The organism is Microbacterium invictum, from assembly GCF_034421375.1.
GTDB classification, from domain to species: Bacteria; Actinomycetota; Actinomycetes; order Actinomycetales; family Microbacteriaceae; genus Microbacterium; species Microbacterium invictum_A.
In genome coordinates, this window is the sequence record NZ_CP139779.1 from 1,388,302 (window position 1) to 1,408,226 (window position 19,925).

The 19,925-nt window shown below is 68.5% G+C and carries 19 protein-coding genes; 10 read left to right on the top strand and 9 right to left on the bottom strand.

The annotated features are described in order from the left end of the window. Nucleotides 1–30 precede the first annotated feature (30 nt). From T9R20_RS06705 to T9R20_RS06720, 4 genes are read left to right on the top strand one after another with little or no spacing between them, the layout of a single operon-like run. Nucleotides 31–1,215 (top strand): polyamine ABC transporter substrate-binding protein, encoded by a 1,185-nt coding sequence (locus T9R20_RS06705; protein WP_322411752.1) that lies wholly within the window; start codon nucleotides 31–33, stop codon nucleotides 1,213–1,215. After that, nucleotides 1,208–2,149 carry an ABC transporter permease gene (locus tag T9R20_RS06710; protein ID WP_322411753.1) on the top strand — a complete coding sequence of 314 codons (942 nt, stop codon included), beginning with the start codon at nucleotides 1,208–1,210 and terminating at the stop codon, nucleotides 2,147–2,149. Before T9R20_RS06705 ends, T9R20_RS06710 begins: the two co-directional genes overlap by 8 nt. Then, nucleotides 2,146–3,006 (top strand): ABC transporter permease, encoded by an 861-nt coding sequence (locus T9R20_RS06715; protein ID WP_322411754.1) that lies wholly within the window; start codon nucleotides 2,146–2,148, stop codon nucleotides 3,004–3,006. Before T9R20_RS06710 ends, T9R20_RS06715 begins: the two co-directional genes overlap by 4 nt. Continuing rightward, nucleotides 3,006–4,649 carry an amidohydrolase gene (locus T9R20_RS06720; RefSeq protein ID WP_322412122.1) on the top strand — a complete coding sequence of 548 codons (1,644 nt, stop codon included), beginning with the start codon at nucleotides 3,006–3,008 and terminating at the stop codon, nucleotides 4,647–4,649. Before T9R20_RS06715 ends, T9R20_RS06720 begins: the two co-directional genes overlap by 1 nt. Here the strand turns inward: T9R20_RS06720 and T9R20_RS06725 are convergent. From T9R20_RS06725 to T9R20_RS06750, 6 genes are all read right to left on the bottom strand, one after another. Further along, nucleotides 4,646–6,022, bottom strand: coding sequence for an FAD-dependent oxidoreductase (locus T9R20_RS06725; RefSeq protein ID WP_322411755.1), 1,377 nt, complete (start codon nucleotides 6,020–6,022; stop codon nucleotides 4,646–4,648). The genes T9R20_RS06720 and T9R20_RS06725 overlap by 4 nt on opposite strands. A gap of 5 nt (nucleotides 6,023–6,027) precedes the next feature. Then, the gene (locus tag T9R20_RS06730; RefSeq protein WP_322411756.1) at nucleotides 6,028–7,434 is read right to left on the bottom strand and encodes an aspartate aminotransferase family protein; all 1,407 of its coding nucleotides are present in this window, start codon (nucleotides 7,432–7,434) and stop codon (nucleotides 6,028–6,030) included. Then, on the bottom strand, nucleotides 7,431–7,898 hold the full coding sequence (locus T9R20_RS06735) for an Lrp/AsnC family transcriptional regulator (protein ID WP_322411757.1): 468 nt from the start codon (nucleotides 7,896–7,898) through the stop codon (nucleotides 7,431–7,433). Before T9R20_RS06735 ends, T9R20_RS06730 begins: the two co-directional genes overlap by 4 nt. Nucleotides 7,899–8,013: 115 nt before the next feature. Further along, nucleotides 8,014–8,496 (bottom strand): hypothetical protein, encoded by a 483-nt coding sequence (locus tag T9R20_RS06740; RefSeq protein ID WP_322411758.1) that lies wholly within the window; start codon nucleotides 8,494–8,496, stop codon nucleotides 8,014–8,016. 121 nt (nucleotides 8,497–8,617) lie between these two features. Continuing rightward, the gene (locus tag T9R20_RS06745; protein WP_322411759.1) at nucleotides 8,618–9,787 is read right to left on the bottom strand and encodes an acyl-CoA dehydrogenase family protein; all 1,170 of its coding nucleotides are present in this window, start codon (nucleotides 9,785–9,787) and stop codon (nucleotides 8,618–8,620) included. Beyond that, nucleotides 9,784–10,566 (bottom strand): alpha/beta hydrolase, encoded by a 783-nt coding sequence (locus T9R20_RS06750; protein ID WP_322411760.1) that lies wholly within the window; start codon nucleotides 10,564–10,566, stop codon nucleotides 9,784–9,786. The genes T9R20_RS06745 and T9R20_RS06750 overlap by 4 nt, the downstream gene beginning before the upstream one ends. 53 nt (nucleotides 10,567–10,619) lie before the next feature. Between T9R20_RS06750 and T9R20_RS06755 the strand changes: the two genes are divergently transcribed. After that, complete coding sequence (locus T9R20_RS06755; protein ID WP_322411761.1) at nucleotides 10,620–11,024, top strand: pilus assembly protein CpaE; 405 nt, start codon at nucleotides 10,620–10,622, stop codon at nucleotides 11,022–11,024. A gap of 18 nt (nucleotides 11,025–11,042) precedes the next feature. On the opposite strand, the gene T9R20_RS06760 is transcribed toward T9R20_RS06755, so the two are convergent. Then, nucleotides 11,043–12,248 (bottom strand): MFS transporter, encoded by a 1,206-nt coding sequence (locus tag T9R20_RS06760; protein ID WP_322411762.1) that lies wholly within the window; start codon nucleotides 12,246–12,248, stop codon nucleotides 11,043–11,045. 340 nt (nucleotides 12,249–12,588) lie between these two features. On the opposite strand from T9R20_RS06760, the gene nrdH reads away from it, so the two are divergent. From nrdH to T9R20_RS06785, 5 genes are all read left to right on the top strand, one after another. Further along, nucleotides 12,589–12,822: a glutaredoxin-like protein NrdH gene (nrdH, locus tag T9R20_RS06765; protein WP_322411763.1), complete on the top strand. Its 234-nt coding sequence runs from the start codon at nucleotides 12,589–12,591 to the stop codon at nucleotides 12,820–12,822. Nucleotides 12,823–12,871: 49 nt separating this feature from the next. Continuing rightward, nucleotides 12,872–13,306, top strand: coding sequence for a class Ib ribonucleoside-diphosphate reductase assembly flavoprotein NrdI (gene nrdI / locus T9R20_RS06770; RefSeq protein ID WP_322411764.1), 435 nt, complete (start codon nucleotides 12,872–12,874; stop codon nucleotides 13,304–13,306). Then, complete coding sequence (gene nrdE / locus T9R20_RS06775) at nucleotides 13,288–15,444, top strand: class 1b ribonucleoside-diphosphate reductase subunit alpha (RefSeq protein ID WP_322411765.1); 2,157 nt, start codon at nucleotides 13,288–13,290, stop codon at nucleotides 15,442–15,444. The genes nrdI and nrdE overlap by 19 nt, the downstream gene beginning before the upstream one ends. Before the next feature lie 30 nt (nucleotides 15,445–15,474). Further along, nucleotides 15,475–16,449 (top strand): class 1b ribonucleoside-diphosphate reductase subunit beta, encoded by a 975-nt coding sequence (gene nrdF, locus T9R20_RS06780; protein ID WP_179561495.1) that lies wholly within the window; start codon nucleotides 15,475–15,477, stop codon nucleotides 16,447–16,449. Between the two features lie 168 nt (nucleotides 16,450–16,617). After that, on the top strand, nucleotides 16,618–18,036 hold the full coding sequence (locus T9R20_RS06785; RefSeq protein ID WP_322411766.1) for an HNH endonuclease: 1,419 nt from the start codon (nucleotides 16,618–16,620) through the stop codon (nucleotides 18,034–18,036). A gap of 27 nt (nucleotides 18,037–18,063) precedes the next feature. Here the strand turns inward: T9R20_RS06785 and T9R20_RS06790 are convergent, their stop codons facing one another. Together T9R20_RS06790 and T9R20_RS06795 are read right to left on the bottom strand one after the other, a co-directional pair. Then, on the bottom strand, nucleotides 18,064–18,762 hold the full coding sequence (locus T9R20_RS06790) for a GAP family protein (RefSeq protein ID WP_322411767.1): 699 nt from the start codon (nucleotides 18,760–18,762) through the stop codon (nucleotides 18,064–18,066). 1 nt (nucleotide 18,763) lies between these two features. Next, on the bottom strand, nucleotides 18,764–19,870 hold the full coding sequence (locus T9R20_RS06795; protein ID WP_322411768.1) for a class I SAM-dependent methyltransferase: 1,107 nt from the start codon (nucleotides 19,868–19,870) through the stop codon (nucleotides 18,764–18,766). Nucleotides 19,871–19,925: the final 55 nt, after the last annotated feature.

Sequence of the window (19,925 nt, forward strand, 5' to 3'; positions counted from 1 at the left end):
TCCCCGCCCTCCCGACACCCAGGAGCCCCGATGACCGAATCCCGAAACCCGCTCCGGATCCTCGCCCCCGACGCCGCCGTGCCCGTGATCGCGCGTGAACTGTCGAGGCGACGGTTCCTGAGCCTGGCCGCCGTCGTCGGCGGAACGGCCGTGCTCGCCGCCTGTGCGCCCGGCGCGGGGAGCGCACCGGCCCCGCAGGCGACCGGGGGCGATCTCGAGGGCGACCTGTCGGTCTACACCTGGGGCGACTACGACTCGCCCGACGTGGTGGCGAACTTCACGTCGGAGCTCGGACCGAGGGTGGCCCTGGACTCGTACAGCTCGAACGAAGAGCTCATCGCCAAGCTCGTCGCGGCGCGGGGAACGTCCGGCTACGACATCGTGGTCCCCACCGGCGTGTTCATCCCGCAGATGATCGAGAACGATCTGCTCACTCCCTTCAATAAGGACCTGCTGCCGAACCTCGCCAACATGGATCCCGCCTATCTCGGGCGGGCGTGGGACCCCTCCAACGACTATTCGGTGTGCAAGGCGTGGGGGACGACCGGGTTCGTCTACGACAAGACGGTCATCACGCGCGAGCTCGCGACCTGGTCGGACTTCTTCGACGCGGCGCAGAACGAGGCGAGCGGACGGACGTCGATGTCGGACGACCCGGCGGGAATCATCGGCGCGTACTTCTGGGCGAACGACATGGACTGGAACACCGAGGATGCCGCCGAGCTGGAGGAGTGCCGCGCGTTCCTCGTGGAGACCATCGCGCCGCACATCTCCGCGTTCGACTCCTACCCCGGCACGAACGCCATCCCGCAGGGAACGCAGGTGCTGATGCAGGCCTGGAACGGCGACGCCCGGCTCGGCCTGCTCGAGAGCAGCGAGCCCGACCGGTGGCAGTGGGTGCTCCCCGGCCCGGTGACCGAGCTGTGGATGGACAACTGGGCGATCGCCGCGGGCGCGCCGCACCCCGAGGCCGCGCACGCGTTCATCAACTTCTCGATGACGCCTGAGAACCTCGCCCTGAACCTCGACTACATCGGCTACAACGTCGGGGGGAAGGACATGGAGCAGGCCGCCGTCGACGCGGGTCTGGAGTTCACCGACATGATCTTCTTCACCCCCCAACAGCTCGAGAGCATGCGCGAGCAGACTCTGAACGACTCGCAGACCACCCGCGTGGAGATCTGGAACGAGATGAAGGCCGCGGCGGGTGCGTAGACGCAGCGCCGGTGCCGCGCTCGCCGTTCCGGCGTGGGCGTGGCTGCTGGTGTTCTTCGTCGCCCCCGTGGCGATGGTGGTGTGGTTCAGCTTCGGGTACAAGCCCGGAGTCTTCGGGACCCATGCCAACGATGTGCTCTCCTTCGACCGGTACGTCGAGGCGCTGTCCCCGACGTTCTTCGCCACCTTCGCGAACACCCTCTGGGTGGGGATGCTCGGCACGGCGATCTGCTTCCTGATCGGGATGCCCGTCGCCTACTGGATGGCGTTCAAAGTGCGGCCCCAGCGCCGCGGGCTGCTCATCGCCCTCGTGCTCGTGCCCTTCTGGACGAACTTCCTCGTGCGCACGATCGGCTGGCAGGTGATCCTCGCCCCCGAGGGCTGGACGTCGGGGGTGCTGCAGTCGGTCGGCATCATCGACGGCCCCCTCGAACTGCTCTACACCCGCACCGCCGTCCTCATCGGCGTGGTGTACAACTATCTGCCGTTGATGATCCTGCCCCTCTTCGTCGCCTTCGACCGCGTGGGACCGGCTGTTCGCGAGGCGTCGAAGGACCTGGGAGCGGGAAAGCTGACGACGTTCCTCCGGGTGACCCTTCCCCTCTCGCGTCCGGGGGTCATCGCCGGCGTGCTGCTCGTCTTCATCCCGCTGATGGGCGACTACATCACCGCCACCGTGCTCGGCGGAGCACGGGGCAACATGGTCGGGCAGCTCGTGGCCAGCCAATTCCAGACCGCGCAGAACTGGGCGCTGGGCTCGGCGATGGCGGTGCTGCTGATGCTCGTCATCGTGCTGACCATCGCCGTCGCGGCCGCGCTCATCTGGCTGATTGCGCTGCCGTTCCGCGCCCGCACGGGGCTGGTGCTCGGGCCCCCGCCCGAGCCCCCGGCGCCGGTGACCGCCGCGCCCGAGCGGGTGGAGGTGGGGTCGTGACCCTCGAGCGGCGGACGGCTCCGCGATCGTGGTCGGAGATCGCGCTGACGGTCTGGGGCGTCCTGGTGCTGCTGTTCCTCTTCGCCCCGATCATCGTGATCGTCATCTCGTCCTTCAACACCGGGCGCCTCCTCGTGGCGTGGGACGGCTTCGGGTTCGACGCGTTCGGCGCCATCCTCGAAAAGCCCGCCATCCAGAACGCCGTCCGCGTCTCGATCATCACCGCGCTGATCTCCGCCGTCATCGCCACCGTGCTCGGCACCCTCGCCGGAATCGCGATGGCACGGCATCCGGGTCGATGGGTCTGGTGGTTCCTGGGCCTCCTGCTGCTCGTCTCCGTCACCCCCGAGATCGTCGACGCGGTGGCTCTGCTGCCCTTCATGGTCTTCCTCGGGCAGGATCTGGGCCTCGCGATCTTCAACGACGGCATCGTGCGCCTGTCGATCGGCAGCTCGCTCTTCGCCACCGCGGTGGTCTCCTACATCGTGCGCGCGCGCCTGGTCGGGCAGGAGGCGAACCTCGAAGAGGCCTCCGCCGACCTCTATGCGACGCCGCTGACGACCTTCCGTCGCATCACGCTCGCCCTGGCCATGCCCGCGGTGCTCGCGGGATTCCTTCTGGCGTTCACCCTGAGTCTCGACAACACGATCATCGCGGCCTTCGTGCAGGTCTCGGGCACCACCCCGTGGCCGGTCTACGTCCTGAGCGCGGTGCGGTCTGGCCTTCGACCCGAGATAGCCGCCGTCTCCACGATCATGCTGCTCCTGACGCTCGTGGCCCTGGCCCTCGTCGCGCTCGTGCTCCGGCGCGCGGGCGACTCCGCGACCCAGATCGCGCGCACCATGACCGGAGGCTGATCGTGCACGCGGACGTCGTCTTCACCGGGGGACCGGTCTTCCTCGCCGACGCGGCCCGCAGCCGCGCATCGGCCGTCGCTGTGAGCGGCGAGCGCATCGTGGCGGTCGGCCACGACGTGAGCGGCTGGGTCGGCCCGGGCACCGAGGTGGTCGATCTGCGCGGAAGACTCCTCGTCCCCGGCTTCCAGGACGCGCACGTCCACCCGGTGTGGGGCGGGCTCGACATGCTGCGCTGCGACCTGTCGACCGACTCGAGCCGCGACGCCTACCTCGCTCGCATCGCCGCGTTCGCCGCACAGCATCCGGACGACGAGTGGGTGCTCGGCGGCGGGTGGATGATGTCGGCGTTCCCCGGAGGCACGCCGACCGCCGCCGACCTCGACACCGTCGTGGCCGACCGTCCCGCCTTCCTCCCCAACCGGGACGGGCACGGCGCCTGGGTCAACTCCCGCGCGCTCGAGCGGGCGGGCATCACCCGTGACACCCCCGATCCGGCCGACGGTCGGATCGAACGGGATGCCGCGGGGGAGCCCACCGGCACGCTCCACGAAGGCGCGATGAGCCTGGTGAACAGGCTGCTTCCCGCCGAGCCGCCCGAGAGGCTCGTCCAGGCCCTCCTCACGGGGCAGCGCCACCTGCACTCCTTCGGGATCACCGGCTGGCAGGATGCGATCGTCGGCACCGAGTACTCCGACGCTGGCGACCCGCTCCCCGCCTACCTGACGGCCGCCGCATCCGGTCGGCTCACCGCCCGCGTGGTCGGTGCGCTCTGGTGGGACCGACATCGGGGCCTCGACCAGATCGACGACATCGTCCGCCGCCGCGCCGAGTCGTCCGTCGCGCGGTTCCGGGCGACGAGCGTGAAGATCATGCAGGACGGTGTGGCGGAGAACTTCACCGCCGCCATGCTCGATCCCTACCACGACGGGCACGGCCACCACACCGACAACGCGGGCATCTCCTTCGTCGAGCCCGCCGTGCTGAACGAAGCGGCGATCCGGCTGGACGCCCTGGGGTTCCAAATGCACTTCCACGCGATCGGCGACCGCGCCGTGCGCGAATGTCTCGACGCCATCGAGGCTGCCCGACAGGCGAACGGCCCGAGCGGGAATCGTCACCACATCTCGCACATCCAGGTCATCCATCCCGATGACATCCCGCGATTCCGCGACCTGGACGTCACCGCGAACATGCAGATGCTCTGGGCGACGCTCGAGCCGCAGATGGTCGACCTCACGGTGCCGTTCCTCGGCGAGCCGCGCGCATCGCAGCAGTACCCCTTCGGCGATCTCCTCCGATCGGGCGCGACGCTCGCGGCCGGCAGCGACTGGTCGGTCAGCACACCCGACCCGCTCGCGGCCATCCACGTCGCGGTGAATCGTCGTTCCGCACCCAGCGAATGGGAGGGCGACTACGAGCCGTTCCTGCCCGAGCAGGCGCTCGACCTCGGGACGGCGCTCGCGGCCTACACCGCGGGTTCGGCCCGTGTGAACGGCTTCGACGACACCGGCACCATCCGCGTCGGCGCGTTCGCCGACCTCGCGCTCCTCGATCGAGACCCCTTCGCCGCGCCGCCCGACGAGATCGGCTACACCCGTGTGCTCGGCACCTGGGTGGGCGGCGTGCGGGTCCACACCGCCTAGGAACGGCCGCTGATCACGTCGGCGACGCGGGCCAGCCGCGAGGTCTGCGCGCCGCCACGGCTCTCGCGACGATCAGCCGCGCGATAGGCTGCGTAGATCCCCTGGATGCCGAGCCACCGCAGCGGCTCGATCTCCCACCGCCGCGCCGGCTGATCGACCCACGGCAGACGCGTGAGGTCGGTGTCCCGTCCGGCGACGAGGTCGGCGAGCGTGCGCGCGGCGAGGTTCGTGGCGGCGACGCCGGTGCCGACGTACCCGCCGCCCCAGCCGATCCCCGTGGCCGGGTCGTACCCGACGCTCGCCCGCCACGTGCGCGGCACTCCCAGCACACCGCTCCACCCGTGGGCGAGAGGAGTGCCGGCGGTCGACGGGAACCAGGAGCGAAGGATGCCCGCGAGTCCCGCCACCGTGGCTGCGGACACAGCTCCGTCGGCGTCCGTACGCGACCCGAACCGGTAGGGGTTCCCGCGTCCGCCCAGTGCGATCCGCCCGTCCGGGGTGCGCTGCGCGTACGCGTACACGTGCGAGAGGTCCTCGAGCGTGTCGTAGCCGTCCCACCCGATCTCCGCCCACACGGATGCCGGGAGGGGTTCGGTGATGACCATCGCGGAGTTCAGTGGAACCCAGGTGCGGCGCTCGCCCCGCAGAGTCGCCGTGTACCCCTCCGTGGCGCGGATGACGTGCCGGGCGCGAACCGTGCCGGTCGCGGTGACGGCGCGGCCGGGACGAATCCGCTCGACGGGGGTGTCTTCGTGGATCCGCACGCCGAGCCCGCGGACGACGTCGGCCAGGCCCGACACCAGCTTCGCGGGGTGGATCCGTGCGCAGTGCGGCTGCCAGAGTCCGCCGAGCGATCCGGCGACGCGCACCCGCGCATCCGTCTCCTCTCGACTCAGCCGCCGGAAGCCCTCTTCGGGCCACGCGGCCGCGTCCCGCGCGAACGCGTCCGCCCGGGCGAGCTGCGCCGGGTTCCGCGCCACGATGAGGCTTCCGCCCTTGCGGATCTCGGCGTCGATCCCCTCGCGTTCGGTCACGGCGATCACCTCCTCGACCGTCTCGTTGAGCGCGACCTGCAGCGCCGCGGCGGCGGCGCGTCCGTTCTTGGCCGCGTAGTGGTCGTGGCCGCCGGTGACGGTGTTCGTCAACCAGCCCCCGTTGCGCCCCGACGCGCCGAAGCCGGCGAAGCGCGCCTCGAGCACGCGGACGGACAGGCCGGGGTTCTGCCTGGCGAGGTAGTAGGCGAGCCAGAGGCCGGTGTAGCCGGCGCCGATGATGGCGACATCCGCCTCGGCATCCCCGACGAGGCGATCCGTCGGTCGCGGAACGCCCAGCTCCGACATCCAGAACGAGACGTTCCCGATCGAGGGAGGCACGCCGGCTACAGCACCCTCTCGGCGTCCGTCAGCACGGCGCGGAGGATCTGCTCGATCTCGGCGAACTCGGCGGGTCCCGTCGTGAGCGGGGGAGCGAGCTGGATCACGGGGTCGCCGCGGTCATCCGCCCGGCAGTACAGGCCGGCTGCGAACAGCGCCTTGGACAGGAAGCCGCGCAGCAGCCGCTCCGATTCGTCGTCGTCGAACGTCTCACGCGTGGTCTTGTCCTTCACCAGTTCGATGCCGAAGAAGTACCCGTCGCCGCGCACGTCGCCCACGAGCGGCAGATCCCGCAGCTTCTCGAGCTCGGTGCGCAGGAGCGGTGAGTTCTCCCTTACGCGCTCGTTCAGCCGCTCCTCTTCGAAGATGTCGAGGTTCTCGAGGGCGACCGCCGCCGACACCGGGTGTCCGCCGAACGTGTACCCGTGCGCGAACGTCGTCTGGCCGGTGGCGAAGGGTTCGTAGAGGCGGTCGCTGACGATGGTCGCGCCGATCGGCGAGTATCCGCTCGTCATCCCCTTCGCGCACGTGATCATGTCGGGCACGTAGCCGTACGCATCGCAGGCGAACATGTGGCCGATGCGGCCGAAGGCGCAGATGACCTCGTCCGAGACGAGCAGCACGTCGTACCGGTCGCAGATCTCGCGCACGCGCCGGAAGTACCCGGGCGGCGGGGGGAAGCATCCGCCGGAGTTCTGCACCGGCTCGAGGAACACCGCGGCGACCGTCTCGGGTCCTTCGAACTGGATCATCTCCTCGATGCGGTCGGCCGCCCAGACGCCGAACGCCTCTTCGTCGTCTGTGGGTGCGCCCATGTCGCCGGCGCGGTAGAAGTTCGTGTTCGGTACCCGGAACCCGCCGGGCGTCACCGGCTCGAACATCGCCTTCATCGCCGGGATGCCGGTGATCGCAAGGGCTCCCTGCGGCGTGCCGTGGTACGCGACGGAGCGCGAGATCACCTTGTGCTTGGTCGGCTTGCCCTGGAGCTTGAAGTAGTACTTCGCGAGTTTGAACGCGGTCTCGACGGCCTCGCCCCCGCCGGTGGAGAAGAACACCCTGTTCAGGTCGCCCGGAGCGTACGACGCCAGACGATCGGCGAGCTCGATCGCCGCGGGGTGCGCGTACGACCAGATCGGGAAGAAGGCCAGTTCGGATGCCTGCCGCGCGGCCGCCTCGGCCAGTCGCCGTCGCCCGTGGCCGGCGTTGACGACGAACAGCCCCGACAGCCCGTCGAAGTACCTCCGGCCGGCGGCATCCCAGATGTGGTGACCGTCGCCCTTCACGATGATTGGCACCCCGTCGGCGACGGTGGACTGGCGCGTGAAATGCATCCAGAGGTGGTCTTCGGCCATCTGTTGAAGCGACGCGGCGTCGGGCGTGATGCGTGCGGTGCCGGTGGATTCGAGCGTCATCGTGTTCCCCAGTTGTAGAGCTGCTTGTGGAGCTTCAGGTAGACGAACGTCTCGGTGGAACGGACGCCGTCGATGCTGCGGATCTCGGAGTTCAGCAGGGCGAGCAGGTCGTCGTCGCTCTCGCAGACCACCTCGGCGAGGATGTCGAACGACCCCGCCGTCAGCACGACGTAGTCGACGGCGGGGAGGGCAGCCAGCGCCTCGGCGACCTGACGGGTGTCGCCCGAGACGGTGATGCCGATCATCGCCTGGCGGAGAAAGCCGAGTTGGAGCGGGTCGGTGACCGCGACGATCTGCATCACTCCCGACTCGGTGAGCTTCTGCACACGCTGACGCACGGCCGCCTCGCTGAGCCCGACGGACTTGCCGATCTCGGCGTACGAGCGGCGCCCGTCCTCCTGCAGCAGTTCGATGATCGCCTTCGAGACCTCGTCGATGTGCGGGGGAGTGGTCCGCGCTGTCATGGCTCGATTCTGGCACTCGAGCCCGCCCCCGGCAACCGATTCCGTCGATTTGTCGACCCGGAACTATCGAAAACGACAGTACGAGGCCGGTGCGGGCCGACTCAGTGGATCGGGATCAGTGGAGCACGGAGAGCGGCCACGAGCAGTACATGACGATCGAGTTCTTATAGGCCACGACCTTGGTCCGGGACTTGGGAGCTGGTTCCCCGGTGTCGAGCCACGTCTCACCCGCGGCCTCCGTGCCGGGGGGCAGGCAATTGTCGGACGTGCTGATGGACGTCGTCGGACGGGTCGGAGAAACCCACGGTCCCTTCTCTTCACCGGGCGACCCCTCCGACGGGGCGGGGAGGTTGCTCGGCACGGTGAAGTAGCACACCAGGTGGAGCGAACCCCCGTACTCGGCCGTCCGCCAGTTGCGTGTGGTGATGTCCACCCCCGGGGTGCCGGGTGTGCTGGCGCCCGCATAGCAACTGGAAGGTCCGCCGGTCGCGTCAGTGAGACCGGCGCCCGCGTTATGGTCCGCATTGGCCGGTGCGGCGGTGGCGAGGATGAGGACAGCGGCTGCGGCTGCAGCCAGAGGGAGGCGGGTGTGGCGCATGGTGAAGCTCCTCGGAATGTCGTGAGACGGAGCGACCGGTGGAGCGCAGGTGGCCGTGGCGCTCAGAGTAGTGATCCGGAGCCGAGCGTGTCTATGCTCCGCGCGGCGGCCTCCCTCGCCGTCAGCGCGGGGTGACCGGCCCGAGCCAGGCCGAGGCGACGGTGGAGTGCGCCGACTCCGGATCCGACGGGTGGAACTGGCCGGCGATCACGTCGCGATAGAGCCGCGACAGCTCGTTGCGGGCGAAGAAGGACGAACCGCCGGCGACGAGCATTGCCTCGTCGACCACCCGCTTCGCGGTCGTGACCGCGCGGTGCTTGACTCCGGCGAGGAGCGAGAACCAGCGGCTGCCGTGGTCGACACCCGTGTCGAGGTCTTCGCTGAGCGCGGCGATCTGCGGGGGAAGGGCGTCATACGCGATCGCCATGTCGGCGATCCGCCACCGGATGTCGGGGTCGTCGCTGTACTGCGCGCCGGTCTTCTTCGACGTCCGCTGGTGTGCGCACGCCACCGCGAGGTCGAGTGCCCGCCGGGCGATCCCGGTGTACACCGAGGCGATGAGCACCTCGAAGATGCTGAAGATGGCGAACACCAGCGGGTCGGGCTGGGGTCCCGGTGCCACGTGGCGCACCACCCGTCCGGGCGGGGCTACCGCGCCGTGAAGCTCCGTCGTGCGCGACTGCGTCGCCCGCATCCCGAGGGTGTTCCAGTCGTCGCGGATGCTCACCCTCCCCGCCGCCTCCTCGCTGCGGGGAAGGAAGGCGTAGACGATCTTCGGGTCATCGCCCGAGCCGGAGTCCAGACCGTGCAGACCGAGCTGCGTCCACACCGGCGACAGGGTGGTGAAGATCTTGGTGCCGGTGAAGGCGTAGCCGCCGTCGGCACGACGCTCGGCGGCGGTGTCGCTGCCGAAGAGCACCAGGTCGTTGCCGGCCTCGCTGATGCCGAAGGCGAAGATCTCGCCCGCCGCCGCGCCCTCGAGGACGAAGGCGAGGTCGTCGATGCCGCGGTCGGCGAGCTGCCGTGCCACCCCGGTCCAGATGAGGTGCATGTTGATCGCGAGCGCGGTCGCAGGCGCGGCGGTGGCGAGGCGCTGCTGCAGCAGGGCGACCTCGCCCAGCCGCAGTCCCGCACCCCCCGAGCTCGTCGGCACCAGGAGCGAGAGGTAGCCGATGCGGCGGAGCTCGTCCAGGTCGTCGGAGGGGAAGGTGTTCTCCCGGTCGTGGACGGCCGCGCGCTCTCGGAATCGCTCGAGCAGGTCGGAGGGGAGGATCGCCTCGGGATCGGTCACGAGCCCATTGTCCGTCCGTCATGGAGGATGCGGCGCAGTTCGGCGATGGTCTCCTCGGGCTTGTCGCGGTGCGGCGAGTGTCCGGCGCCGGCGACCACCGTCATCCGCACCCGGTCGCCTCCGGCGAGCACCTCGGCGGCGAGCGCGCCGTCGAAGATGCTGTAGACCCCGGGGTCCGCGGCGATGACATCGACGTCGACCTCGAGGCGCGCGACGGCATCGCGGACGTCCCACGCCGGGTTCTGCGTGCTCGTCTGCTCGACCGCCCAGCGGCTGGCCTGCCGGGCGGCGAGGGCCTTCAGCTCGATGTCGTGCGGATGCCACTGCGGGTGCGCCGCACGCACCGCGGTCTCGGTGGGGTCGGCGAATGCGTCCTCCTGACTGCGGCGCACGACCTCGCGGTCGTGATCGGAGAGGTGGATCGCCGGATCGATGAGGACGATCCGACGGGTCCAGCCCGGCGTGTCGGCGGCCGCCAGAGCCGTGGCCGCGCCGCCGAGGGAGTGGCCGATGACGAGATCCCACGTCGGCTCACCGGCGGTGGGATGCGCTTGCACGAGATCGGCGGCGTAGGCCGGGATGGTGTAGTCGAGCGCCCGCGGAGCGGCACCGTGCCCGCGTAGGTCGACGGCGTCTGCGCGCCATCCGTCTTCGGCCAGCGCCACGCCGTAACGCCACATCAGGGCGGCGGTGGAGCCGAGTCCGTGGACGAGGAGGGCGCGCCGCGCGGCCTGCGGATCGCCCCACGAGATGCGGGGGAGGGTTACCGGAAAGATCACGCCCTTCAGCGTATGCGGGCCGTGCCGCGTCGGGGTGGCGGAAGATGGAGGGCATGATCTCGACCGAACTCGCCCTCCAGCTTCGCGCGGCGGGTCTCGTGTGGCATCCGACCTCGGGGGACCGCTTCCAACTGGACGAACCCGAGTTCGACGCCGACGTCTTCACCGTGAGCGAGATGACGATCGAGCCGCGCGACTACCCGACCGGTCGCATCCTGGCCTTCAACGGCACCACCGAGTGGGCGCTGGATTCCGTCGCGCTCGAGGACGCCCTGTGGCTCCCGCACGAGAGCCAGCTGCGGGAGCTCCTTCGCGGGGCGTTCCGGTCCCTGCGCCGTCTCGTCGACACCCACGAGGTGGAGATCGAGCTGGGGGGAGACGTCATCGTCTTCGAGCACCCCGAGCCCGCCGACGCCTACGCGCTGGCCGTGCTGGAGCTGCTGCGTCGCATCCAGTAGGTCCGCCCGGGCGTGTGCTCAGGTGATCGTCGAGACCGGCTCGGTGTCGGGGATGGGGCTCGCGTCGCGCCCGCGCAGATCGGGGAAGCCGCGGACGAAGACCACCGCCACGAGGAAGCCGATGCCGGCGAAGGCCGCCGCCGCCATGTAGGCGCCCTGCGGGCCCACGCCGTCGATGAGGAACCCGGCGACGGCCGACCCGGCGGCCGCGCCGATGAGCTGCCCGGTGCCGATCCATCCGTAGGCCTCGGCGGTCTCGCTGAACTTCACGCTCGCCGAGGTCATCGCGAAGAGCACCGCCAGCGCGGGGGCGATGCCGATCCCCGCGAGGAAGAGCGTGCCGCCGAGCCACCAGACGTCGAGCGAGACCACCGCGAGGAGGAGGCCGAGGGTGAAGATCCCCATCCGGCGTGCCATCGCCCACGGCCCGATCGGGATGTGACCGAAGCCGAGACCGCCGGCGAGGCTGCCGATGGAGAACACCGCCAGCACGAGCCCGGCCTCCAGACCGCTGTGGCCGAACGTCGCCACCACGCCCGCCTCGACCGCGGCGCAGCCGCCGATGAGCAGGAACCCGATGACGGTGGCGAGGAGAACGGGCGGCTTGGCGAGCACCTTGCCGATGCTCCGGCGGCTGCGCGGGATGCGGACGCGTCCGACCTCGGGCGACAGGATGAACCAGAGGCCGCCGCCGACGAGGATCACGACGATGAGGATGAGCGCCTCGACGGTGCCGATCTGGGTCGCGACGAAGGTCACCAGCACGGGCGCGATGATCCAGATGATCTCCTGCAGCGAGGCGTCGAGCGAGAACAGCGGCGTCAGCTGCCGTGAATTGACCATCTTCGGGTAGATCGTCCGCACCGCCGACTGGATCGGGGGCGTGGACAGCCCCGCCACGAGGCCGAGCACCATGTAGGCGGGGAGCGGCATCTCCACGAGTGCCAGCGTCGCGATCGCCGTCGCGCAGATCGCCAGGGTGATCGAGAGCACCCTGCGCATCCCCCACAGGCCCATCCAGCGACTCGTGACCGGGCCGGCGACCGCCTGGCCGACGGAAGTGGCGGCGAGCACCAGGCCGGCCGCCCCGTAGGAGCCCGTCACCTGCTCGATGTGCAGCAGGACGGCGAGGCTCGTCATGCCGCTGGGGAGCCGGGCGGTCAGCTGTGCGGCGATGATGCGCGCCACTCCGGGTGTGCGCAGAAGGTCTCGATATCCCGCCACCCCACCACGGTAGTGCGACACGCCGCGACACGCCGTCGCGCGTTGTCCACAGGAAAACCGATGTCGGAACCCGCCGTTATCGTCGCGCCTGTGGAGGAGTGTTCCGCCGGGAGCGGAAAGCCGCAGGAATCCGGGCTTTCCTGCAACGGGGATCAGGGCGCCGCCTGTGGATGAAACGGTGGACAACCTGTGTTGTACATGGGGATGACGGGGGAAAACTACACGGATGTAACTACTATCCCTAGTGGTGCTGTCCGATGTCGGCACCCATATGTAGTATTGGACTCCCGGTGGGGGTCACCGGCGGAATCATCCGAGATCGAGGGGAGAACGGATCGACATGACGATCACCGTTTACACCAAGCCGTCCTGCGTGCAGTGCACCGCGACCTACCGTGCACTGGACTCGAAGGGCATCGAATACGAGGTCCACGACCTCTCCGAAGACCCGGCCGCGCTCGAGCAGGTCAAGGCCCTCGGCTACCTGCAGGCACCCGTCGTCATCACCGACGAGGACCACTGGTCGGGCTTCCGCCCCGACAAGATCGACGAACTGGCGTCGCGCCTGGCCTGAGCCCGGCGCCGCGTCGGGGACCCGCGAGGATCGAGCCCAGGAGGGAACGATGAGCGCACTGGCGACCTCCGCCCCGCTCCTGGTCTACTTCTCCAGCGTGTCGGGCAACACCGCACGCTTCATCGAGAAGCTCGACCTCCCCGCCGTCCGCATCCCGATCACCGCCTCCGAACCGACCCCGGTCGTGGACGAGCCCTTCGTTCTCGTGACCCCCACCTACGGGGGAGGCCAGGGACGCGGTGAAGAGAAGGGTGCCGTCCCCAAACAGGTCATCCGTTTCCTCAACGACGAGCGGAACAGGCGACTCCTCCGCGGTGTGATCTCCGCGGGGAACAGCAACTTCGGCGAGTCGTTCTGCCTCGCCGGCGAGATCATCAGCCGCAAGTGCCGTGTGCCGCACTTGTACCGGCTCGAAGTATTCGGCACGCCTGAAGACGTGGCACGCGTCAGCGATGGATTGGAACGATGGTGGAAGCTGCACTGACCGAGAAGGACTTCAAGACCGACGCGCGATTCGAGGGTCTGGACTATCACGCCCTGAACGCGATGCTGAACCTGTACGGCCCGGACGGGAAGATCCAGTTCGACGCCGACAAGCGGGCCGCGCGGGAGTACTTCCTGCAGCACGTGAACCAGAACACGGTGTTCTTCCACTCGCTCAAGGAGCGCCTGGACTACCTGGTAGAGAAGGAGTACTACGAGCCCGCCGTGCTCGAGAAGTACCCCTTCGAGTTCATCCAGCAGCTCAACGACCTCGCCTACGGCAAGAAGTTCCGCTTCGAGACCTTCCTCGGCGCGTTCAAGTACTACACCAGCTACACGCTGAAGACCTTCGACGGCAAGCGGTACCTCGAGCGCTTCGAGGACCGCGTGGTGATGACCGCCCTCGGGCTCGCCGACGGCGACCAGGCGCTCGCCGTCCAGCTGGTCGAGGAGATCATCTCCGGGCGGTTCCAGCCGGCCACGCCGACGTTCCTCAACACTGGGAAGGCGCAGCGCGGCGAGCTCGTGTCGTGCTTCCTCCTCCGCATCGAAGACAACATGGAGTCGATCGCCCGCGGCATCAACTCCGCCCTGCAGCTGTCCAAGCGCGGCGGCGGCGTGGCGCTGCTGCTGTCGAACATCCGCGAGGCCGGGGCACCGATCAAGCAGATCGAGAACCAGTCCTCGGGCATCATCCCCGTCATGAAGCTGCTCGAAGACAGCTTCAGCTACGCCAACCAGCTCGGCGCCCGTCAGGGCGCGGGCGCGGTCTACCTCTCGGCCCACCACCCCGACATCCTGCGGTTCCTCGACACCAAGCGCGAGAACGCCGACGAGAAGATCCGCATCAAGACGCTGTCGCTGGGCGTGGTGATCCCCGACATCACCTTCGAGCTGGCCAAGAACGACGAGGACATGTACCTCTTCTCGCCGTACGACGTCGAGCGCGTCTACGGCGTGCCCTTCGGCGACATCTCGGTCACCGAGAAGTACCGCGAGATGGTCGACGACGCCCGGATCAAGAAGACGAAGATCAACGCGCGCGAGTTCTTCCAGACCCTCGCCGAGATCCAGTTCGAGTCGGGCTACCCCTACATCATGTTCGAGGACACGGTGAACAAGGCCAACCCGATCAAGGGTCGGATCAACATGTCCAACCTGTGCTCGGAGATCCTGCAGGTGAACACCCCGACCACCTACAACGAGGACCTCTCCTACGCCCAGATCGGGAAGGACATCTCGTGCAACCTCGGCTCGATGAACATTGCGCTGGCGATGGACGGGGGTGATCTCGGCCAGACGGTCGAGACCGCCATCCGGGCGCTCACCGCAGTGAGTGACCAGAGCCACATCCGCTCGGTCCGCTCGATCGAGGACGGCAACGACCGCTCGCACGCCATCGGCCTCGGGCAGATGAACCTGCACGGCTTCCTCGCCCGCGAGCACATCCACTACGGCTCGGAAGAGGGCCTGGACTTCACGAACATCTACTTCTACACGGTGCTCTTCCACGCGCTGCGCGCGTCGAACCGCCTCGCCATCGAGCGCGGCACCGTCTTCGACGGTTTCTGGGACTCGACCTACGCGTCGGGGGAGTTCTTCGACAAGTACACCGACCAGGTGTGGGCACCGACGACGGAGCGGGTGACGGAGCTGTTCGCCGAGATCCCCGTCCCCACGCAGGACGACTGGCGCGCGCTGAAGGCGAGCATCCAGCAGCACGGCATCTACAACCAGAACCTTCAGGCGGTTCCGCCGACCGGGTCGATCTCGTACATCAACAACTCGACGTCGTCGATCCACCCGATCGCGTCGAAGATCGAGATCCGCAAGGAGGGCAAGCTCGGCCGCGTCTACTACCCGGCGCCGTTCATGACGAACGACAACCTCGAGTACTACGAAGACGCCTACGAGATCGGCTACGAGAAGGTCATCGACACGTACGCGGCGGCGACGCAGCACGTCGACCAGGGGCTGTCCCTCACGCTGTTCTTCAAGGACACCGCGACCACGCGTGACATCAACCGGGCTCAGATCTACGCCTGGAAGAAGGGCATCAAGACGATCTACTACATCCGCCTGCGGCAGATGGCGCTTGAGGGAACCGATATGTCCGAGTGCGTCAGCTGCATGCTGTGACCCTCTGACCAGGACTTTTTAGGAGACACGATGGCTGAGAAGCTGCAACTGCTCAACCGGGTCCAGGCGATCAACTGGAACCGCATCCAGGACGACAAGGACCTCGAGGTCTGGAACCGTCTGGTGAACAACTTCTGGCTGCCCGAGAAGGTGCCGCTGTCCAACGACATCCAGTCGTGGAACACGCTGACCCCGCAGGAGCAGACCCTCACCATGCGGGTCTTCACCGGCCTGACCCTCCTGGACACCATCCAGGGCACCGTCGGCGCGGTCTCGCTGATTCCCGACGCGATCACCCCGCACGAGGAGGCGGTGTACACCAACATCGCATTCATGGAGTCGGTGCACGCCAAGAGCTACTCGTCGATCTTCTCGACGCTGTGCTCGACGCCCGAGATCGATGACGCCTTCCGCTGGTCGACCGAGAACGAGAACCTTCAGAAGAAGGCGCGGATCGTCATGGACTACTACCGCGGCGACGAGCCCCTCAAGCGCAAGGTCGCATCGACCCTGCTCGAGTCGTTCCTGTTCTACTCGGGTTTCTACCTGCCGCTGTACTGGTCGTCGAAGGCCAAGCTGACGAACACGGCCGACATCATCCGCCTCATCATCCGCGACGAGGCCGTGCACGGCTACTACATCGGCTACAAGTTCCAGCGCGGTCTGGAGCTGCTGGATGACGCGGCGCGCCAGGACATCAAGGACTACGCGTTCTCGCTCCTGTACGAGTTGTACGACAACGAGATCCAGTACACGCAGGATCTGTACGACGAGGTCGGCCTCACCGAGGATGTGAAGAAGTTCCTTCACTACAACGCCAACAAGGCGCTGATGAACCTTGGCTACGAGGCGATGTTCCCGGCCACCGTCACCGATGTGAACCCGGCGATCCTGTCGGCGCTGTCACCGAACGCGGACGAGAACCACGACTTCTTCAGCGGGTCGGGATCGTCGTACGTCATCGGCAAGGCGGTCGCGACCGAGGATGACGACTGGGACTTCTGAAAACCCCTGGTGAACGCCCCGTTCCACCAGTCGGCGCATGACGACGAGGCCCCCGGCCAAGGCACCTTCTCGGGTGACTGACCGGGGGCCTCGTCCGCGTATCTCGGGTTCGAGCTGTTGTCGAGGGTTTCGGGTTTTAATGTCGGAGGGTGGTGGGATGCTTCATACATGCGTTCGAACCCGCGGCTCACTCTCCTCAGTGACGAGGATCGGTCTGAGCTGACCGGGGTGCTGAGCCGGGTGGAGGCCGCGCAGGTGGCGCTGGCTGCCGCGGAAGCCGAGCAGACACGGGCGCTGGCTGAGGCCGGGGAGTTCGCGGCACGGTTGGCGGAGGGGTCGTCCGCGGTCGTGCGGGACCGGGACATGGCGCTCCGGGGTGTGGCGGCGGAGATCGCGGCCGCGGTGCGGTTGTCGGATCGTTCGGTGCAACGGCAGATCGATTCTGCGTTCGCATTGGTGACCGAGTATCCCGCGACGCTGCACTGCTGGGAGAAAGGGCTCATCACCCGGGCGCACGTCGCGGTGGTCGAGGACATCGGGCGGCGCCTGCCGGTGGGGGTGAAGGGGGAGTTCGATCAGCTGGCCGCGGAGATCTGCCTGGACGAAACCCCCGGTCGTGCCCGGGCGGATCTGGAGGTCATCGCGGAGCGGATGCATCCCCGGTCGCTGACCGAGCGGCACGGGGAGGCGTTCCGGGAGCGGAGGATCGTCCGCTACAGCCTCGGGGACGGGATGTCGGAGTTGCGGGCGGTGCACTCCACGGTGCTGATCGAGGGGATCTTCCAGCGGATCACCGAGCAGGCGAACGAGGTCATCGCCGCGCGGGAACCGGAAGCGGGTGAGGCTGCGCTCAACGCGGCGGATGCGGAAGCCCTGACGCCGGACACCCGGTCCCTGGACGAGGTGCGCGCCGACGTGTTCGCCGACATGCTCCTCACCGCCACCCCGAGCCTTGACCCGGTGCGCGACGGTGACCTTCCGGGAGGGTTGGGGGCGATCCGGGCGAAGGTGCAGGTCGTGATCCCCGTGATGGCGCTCATGGGGCAGAGTGACGTCCCGTGTGACCTGGCCGGGGTGGGACCCATCGACGCGGACACGGCGCGGTTGCTCGCGGGCAACAGCGACGGCACCTGGGAGCGGCTGCTGACCCATCCGATCACGGGGTTGATCATGGCGGTGGATCAGTACCGGCCGACCGGGGCGATGGTCCGGTTCCTCAAGGGCCGGGACAAGCACTGCCGGTGGCCGGGATGCCGGATGCCCGCCCGAAAATGCGAGCTCGACCACAACCACGACGCCGCCCTCGGGGGCAGAACAGAGATCTGCAACCTCTGCTGCCTGTGCCAACGGCATCACAGCATGAAACAGTTCACCGCCTGGAAAGTGACACAACTCCACGGTGGGATGATGGAGTGGACCTCCCCCACCGGCCGGATCCACATCGACAACCCACCCGGCCACGGAGTGCACTTCCATCCCGAAGAAGATCTCCCCGACGACCTGTGGGTGAAATGGACCACCCCCGGCACCGAATTCCGCATCCTTGACGAACCCGCCGACGACCCCCACACGCCCGCACCCTTCTGACGTCTGAGGCAGCGGTGTGCGCTCACGTCATCGCCCGGCCACGAGCCCGAAGCCGAGGCACACGACGCCTGCGACCGCGAGGACGATGGCGTAGGTCCACCGGAGGTCGAGGTGGATGAGGCGGTCATACGCGCGCGATACGAACCCCGCGGCGCCGGGCAGCCGCGACCACACTCCCGCGAGCAGGACGAACGGGGCGATGAGGGCCAGGAGGAACACGGCGTACGCCAGGATGCGGGGGAGGATCTCGTCACTGACGCCTGCGGTGAGGCGGCCCGTCGTGTACATGATCGGCAGCGTCGTGAACCCGACGATCGAACAGCTGAGACCGAGCCAGAAGTAGCTCCCCGGGTGGGCGTGCGTCCGCGCGGGGCGAGCAGCGTCGGGCCGACGCGGCACGCGGAGCCGCCAGACGGCGACTCCCGCTGCCGCGGCGAGGAAGACGCCCCCGGCGATGAGATCCACGGTCCGGCTCAACGCGAGGGCATCCGCGTCCCGTTCGGCCAGGGCGACGAGATGTGCCGGATTGAAGCTCTGCAACGCCACGAAGAGGATGGTGGCGCCTGTCGCGAGACCGCCGACCATCCACGCCGTCCTCGCCGCGACCTGCGTGTTGCGGGCCAGCATGTCGGCGGTCGCGCCATACAGGGCGGGGTTCAGGCCGAGCGCCAGCCCCAGACCGATCAGCGTCGAGAGGGTGACCACCCATCGGCCGAGGTCGTGCATGTCAGCGACCCCTCGACACGGTGACGGTGAACTTCGCGTTCCGGGCGACCTGACGGGTGGGGCCGACGAGCCGCTCGAGCGCCGCGCGATAGCGCAGGTGCGAGTTCCAGACCGTCCAGAGCTCACCACCCGGAGCGAGCACCCGAGCGGCATCGGCGAACAGTCCGTGGGCAAGCCGCTCGTGCACGGCTGCACCGGTGTGGAACGGGGGATTCACCGCAATGAGGTCGGCGACACCGTCGGGGAGGCTCGACAGCCCGGCATCCTGAATGACCTCGACACGGTCGGCGACGCCGTTGGCGGCGGCCGTTGCGCGGGCGGACGCGACCGCGGCGGCCGAGACGTCCGACGCATGAACACGCAGACGCGGATGCTGCCGAGCCAGCGTCACCGCGATGACTCCCGACCCGCAGGCGAGGTCGACGGCGAGTGCATCATCGCCGATCTTCTCCGGCAGGCTCTCGAGGAGGAATCGCGTGCCGATGTCGAGGCCGGCGCCCGCGAAGACCCCACCGAAGGCGCAGATCTCGAGGTCATCGATCTGCGCACGCCGGGGCTCGGGGTCGCGTCCGTCGTGAGGCTCGGCGGCGATGAGGACCCGCGACTTCTGTCTCGCGGGGCTGACGTCGATGCGTCCGAAATACCGGTGCAGCACATCGTTCATCGCGAGGCTCATGTGCTTGATCCGGCCCCCGGCGTAGACCCGCACCGCGGAGTGGGCGTGCCGCGCGATGAGGCCCGCGATGTCGTCCAACGCGTCCAGCGAACGCGGCAGGCGCAAGAGCACGAGGCGGGCTTCGCGGACGAGCTCGGCGCTCAGCGGCAGCGAATGGAAGCGCCCCGCCATCCCGAGCGTCGCCGCATTCTCTGCGAGGGCGCGCTCCCCGAGGAGGGAGTCCTGGTGCACCCGGATGCCCTCGCCCGGCCCCGTGGATGCGAGGGTCAACGCCCCGTAGGCGTCTCCGATCACGACGACATCCCCGGCGGCGGTGTCGCGGCGGGCCTCCTCGGAGACATCGAGGATCAGTCGGTCGGCGGCGTCGACCGCGACGAGATCCGGCGCCTCGACGTCTGGCCATCGCCGCAGCACGTCGAAGGGGAACTCCACCCCTCCACGCTAGAGGGAGCCCGGCCGGGTCGCCGTCACGACCCGGCCGCTGTGG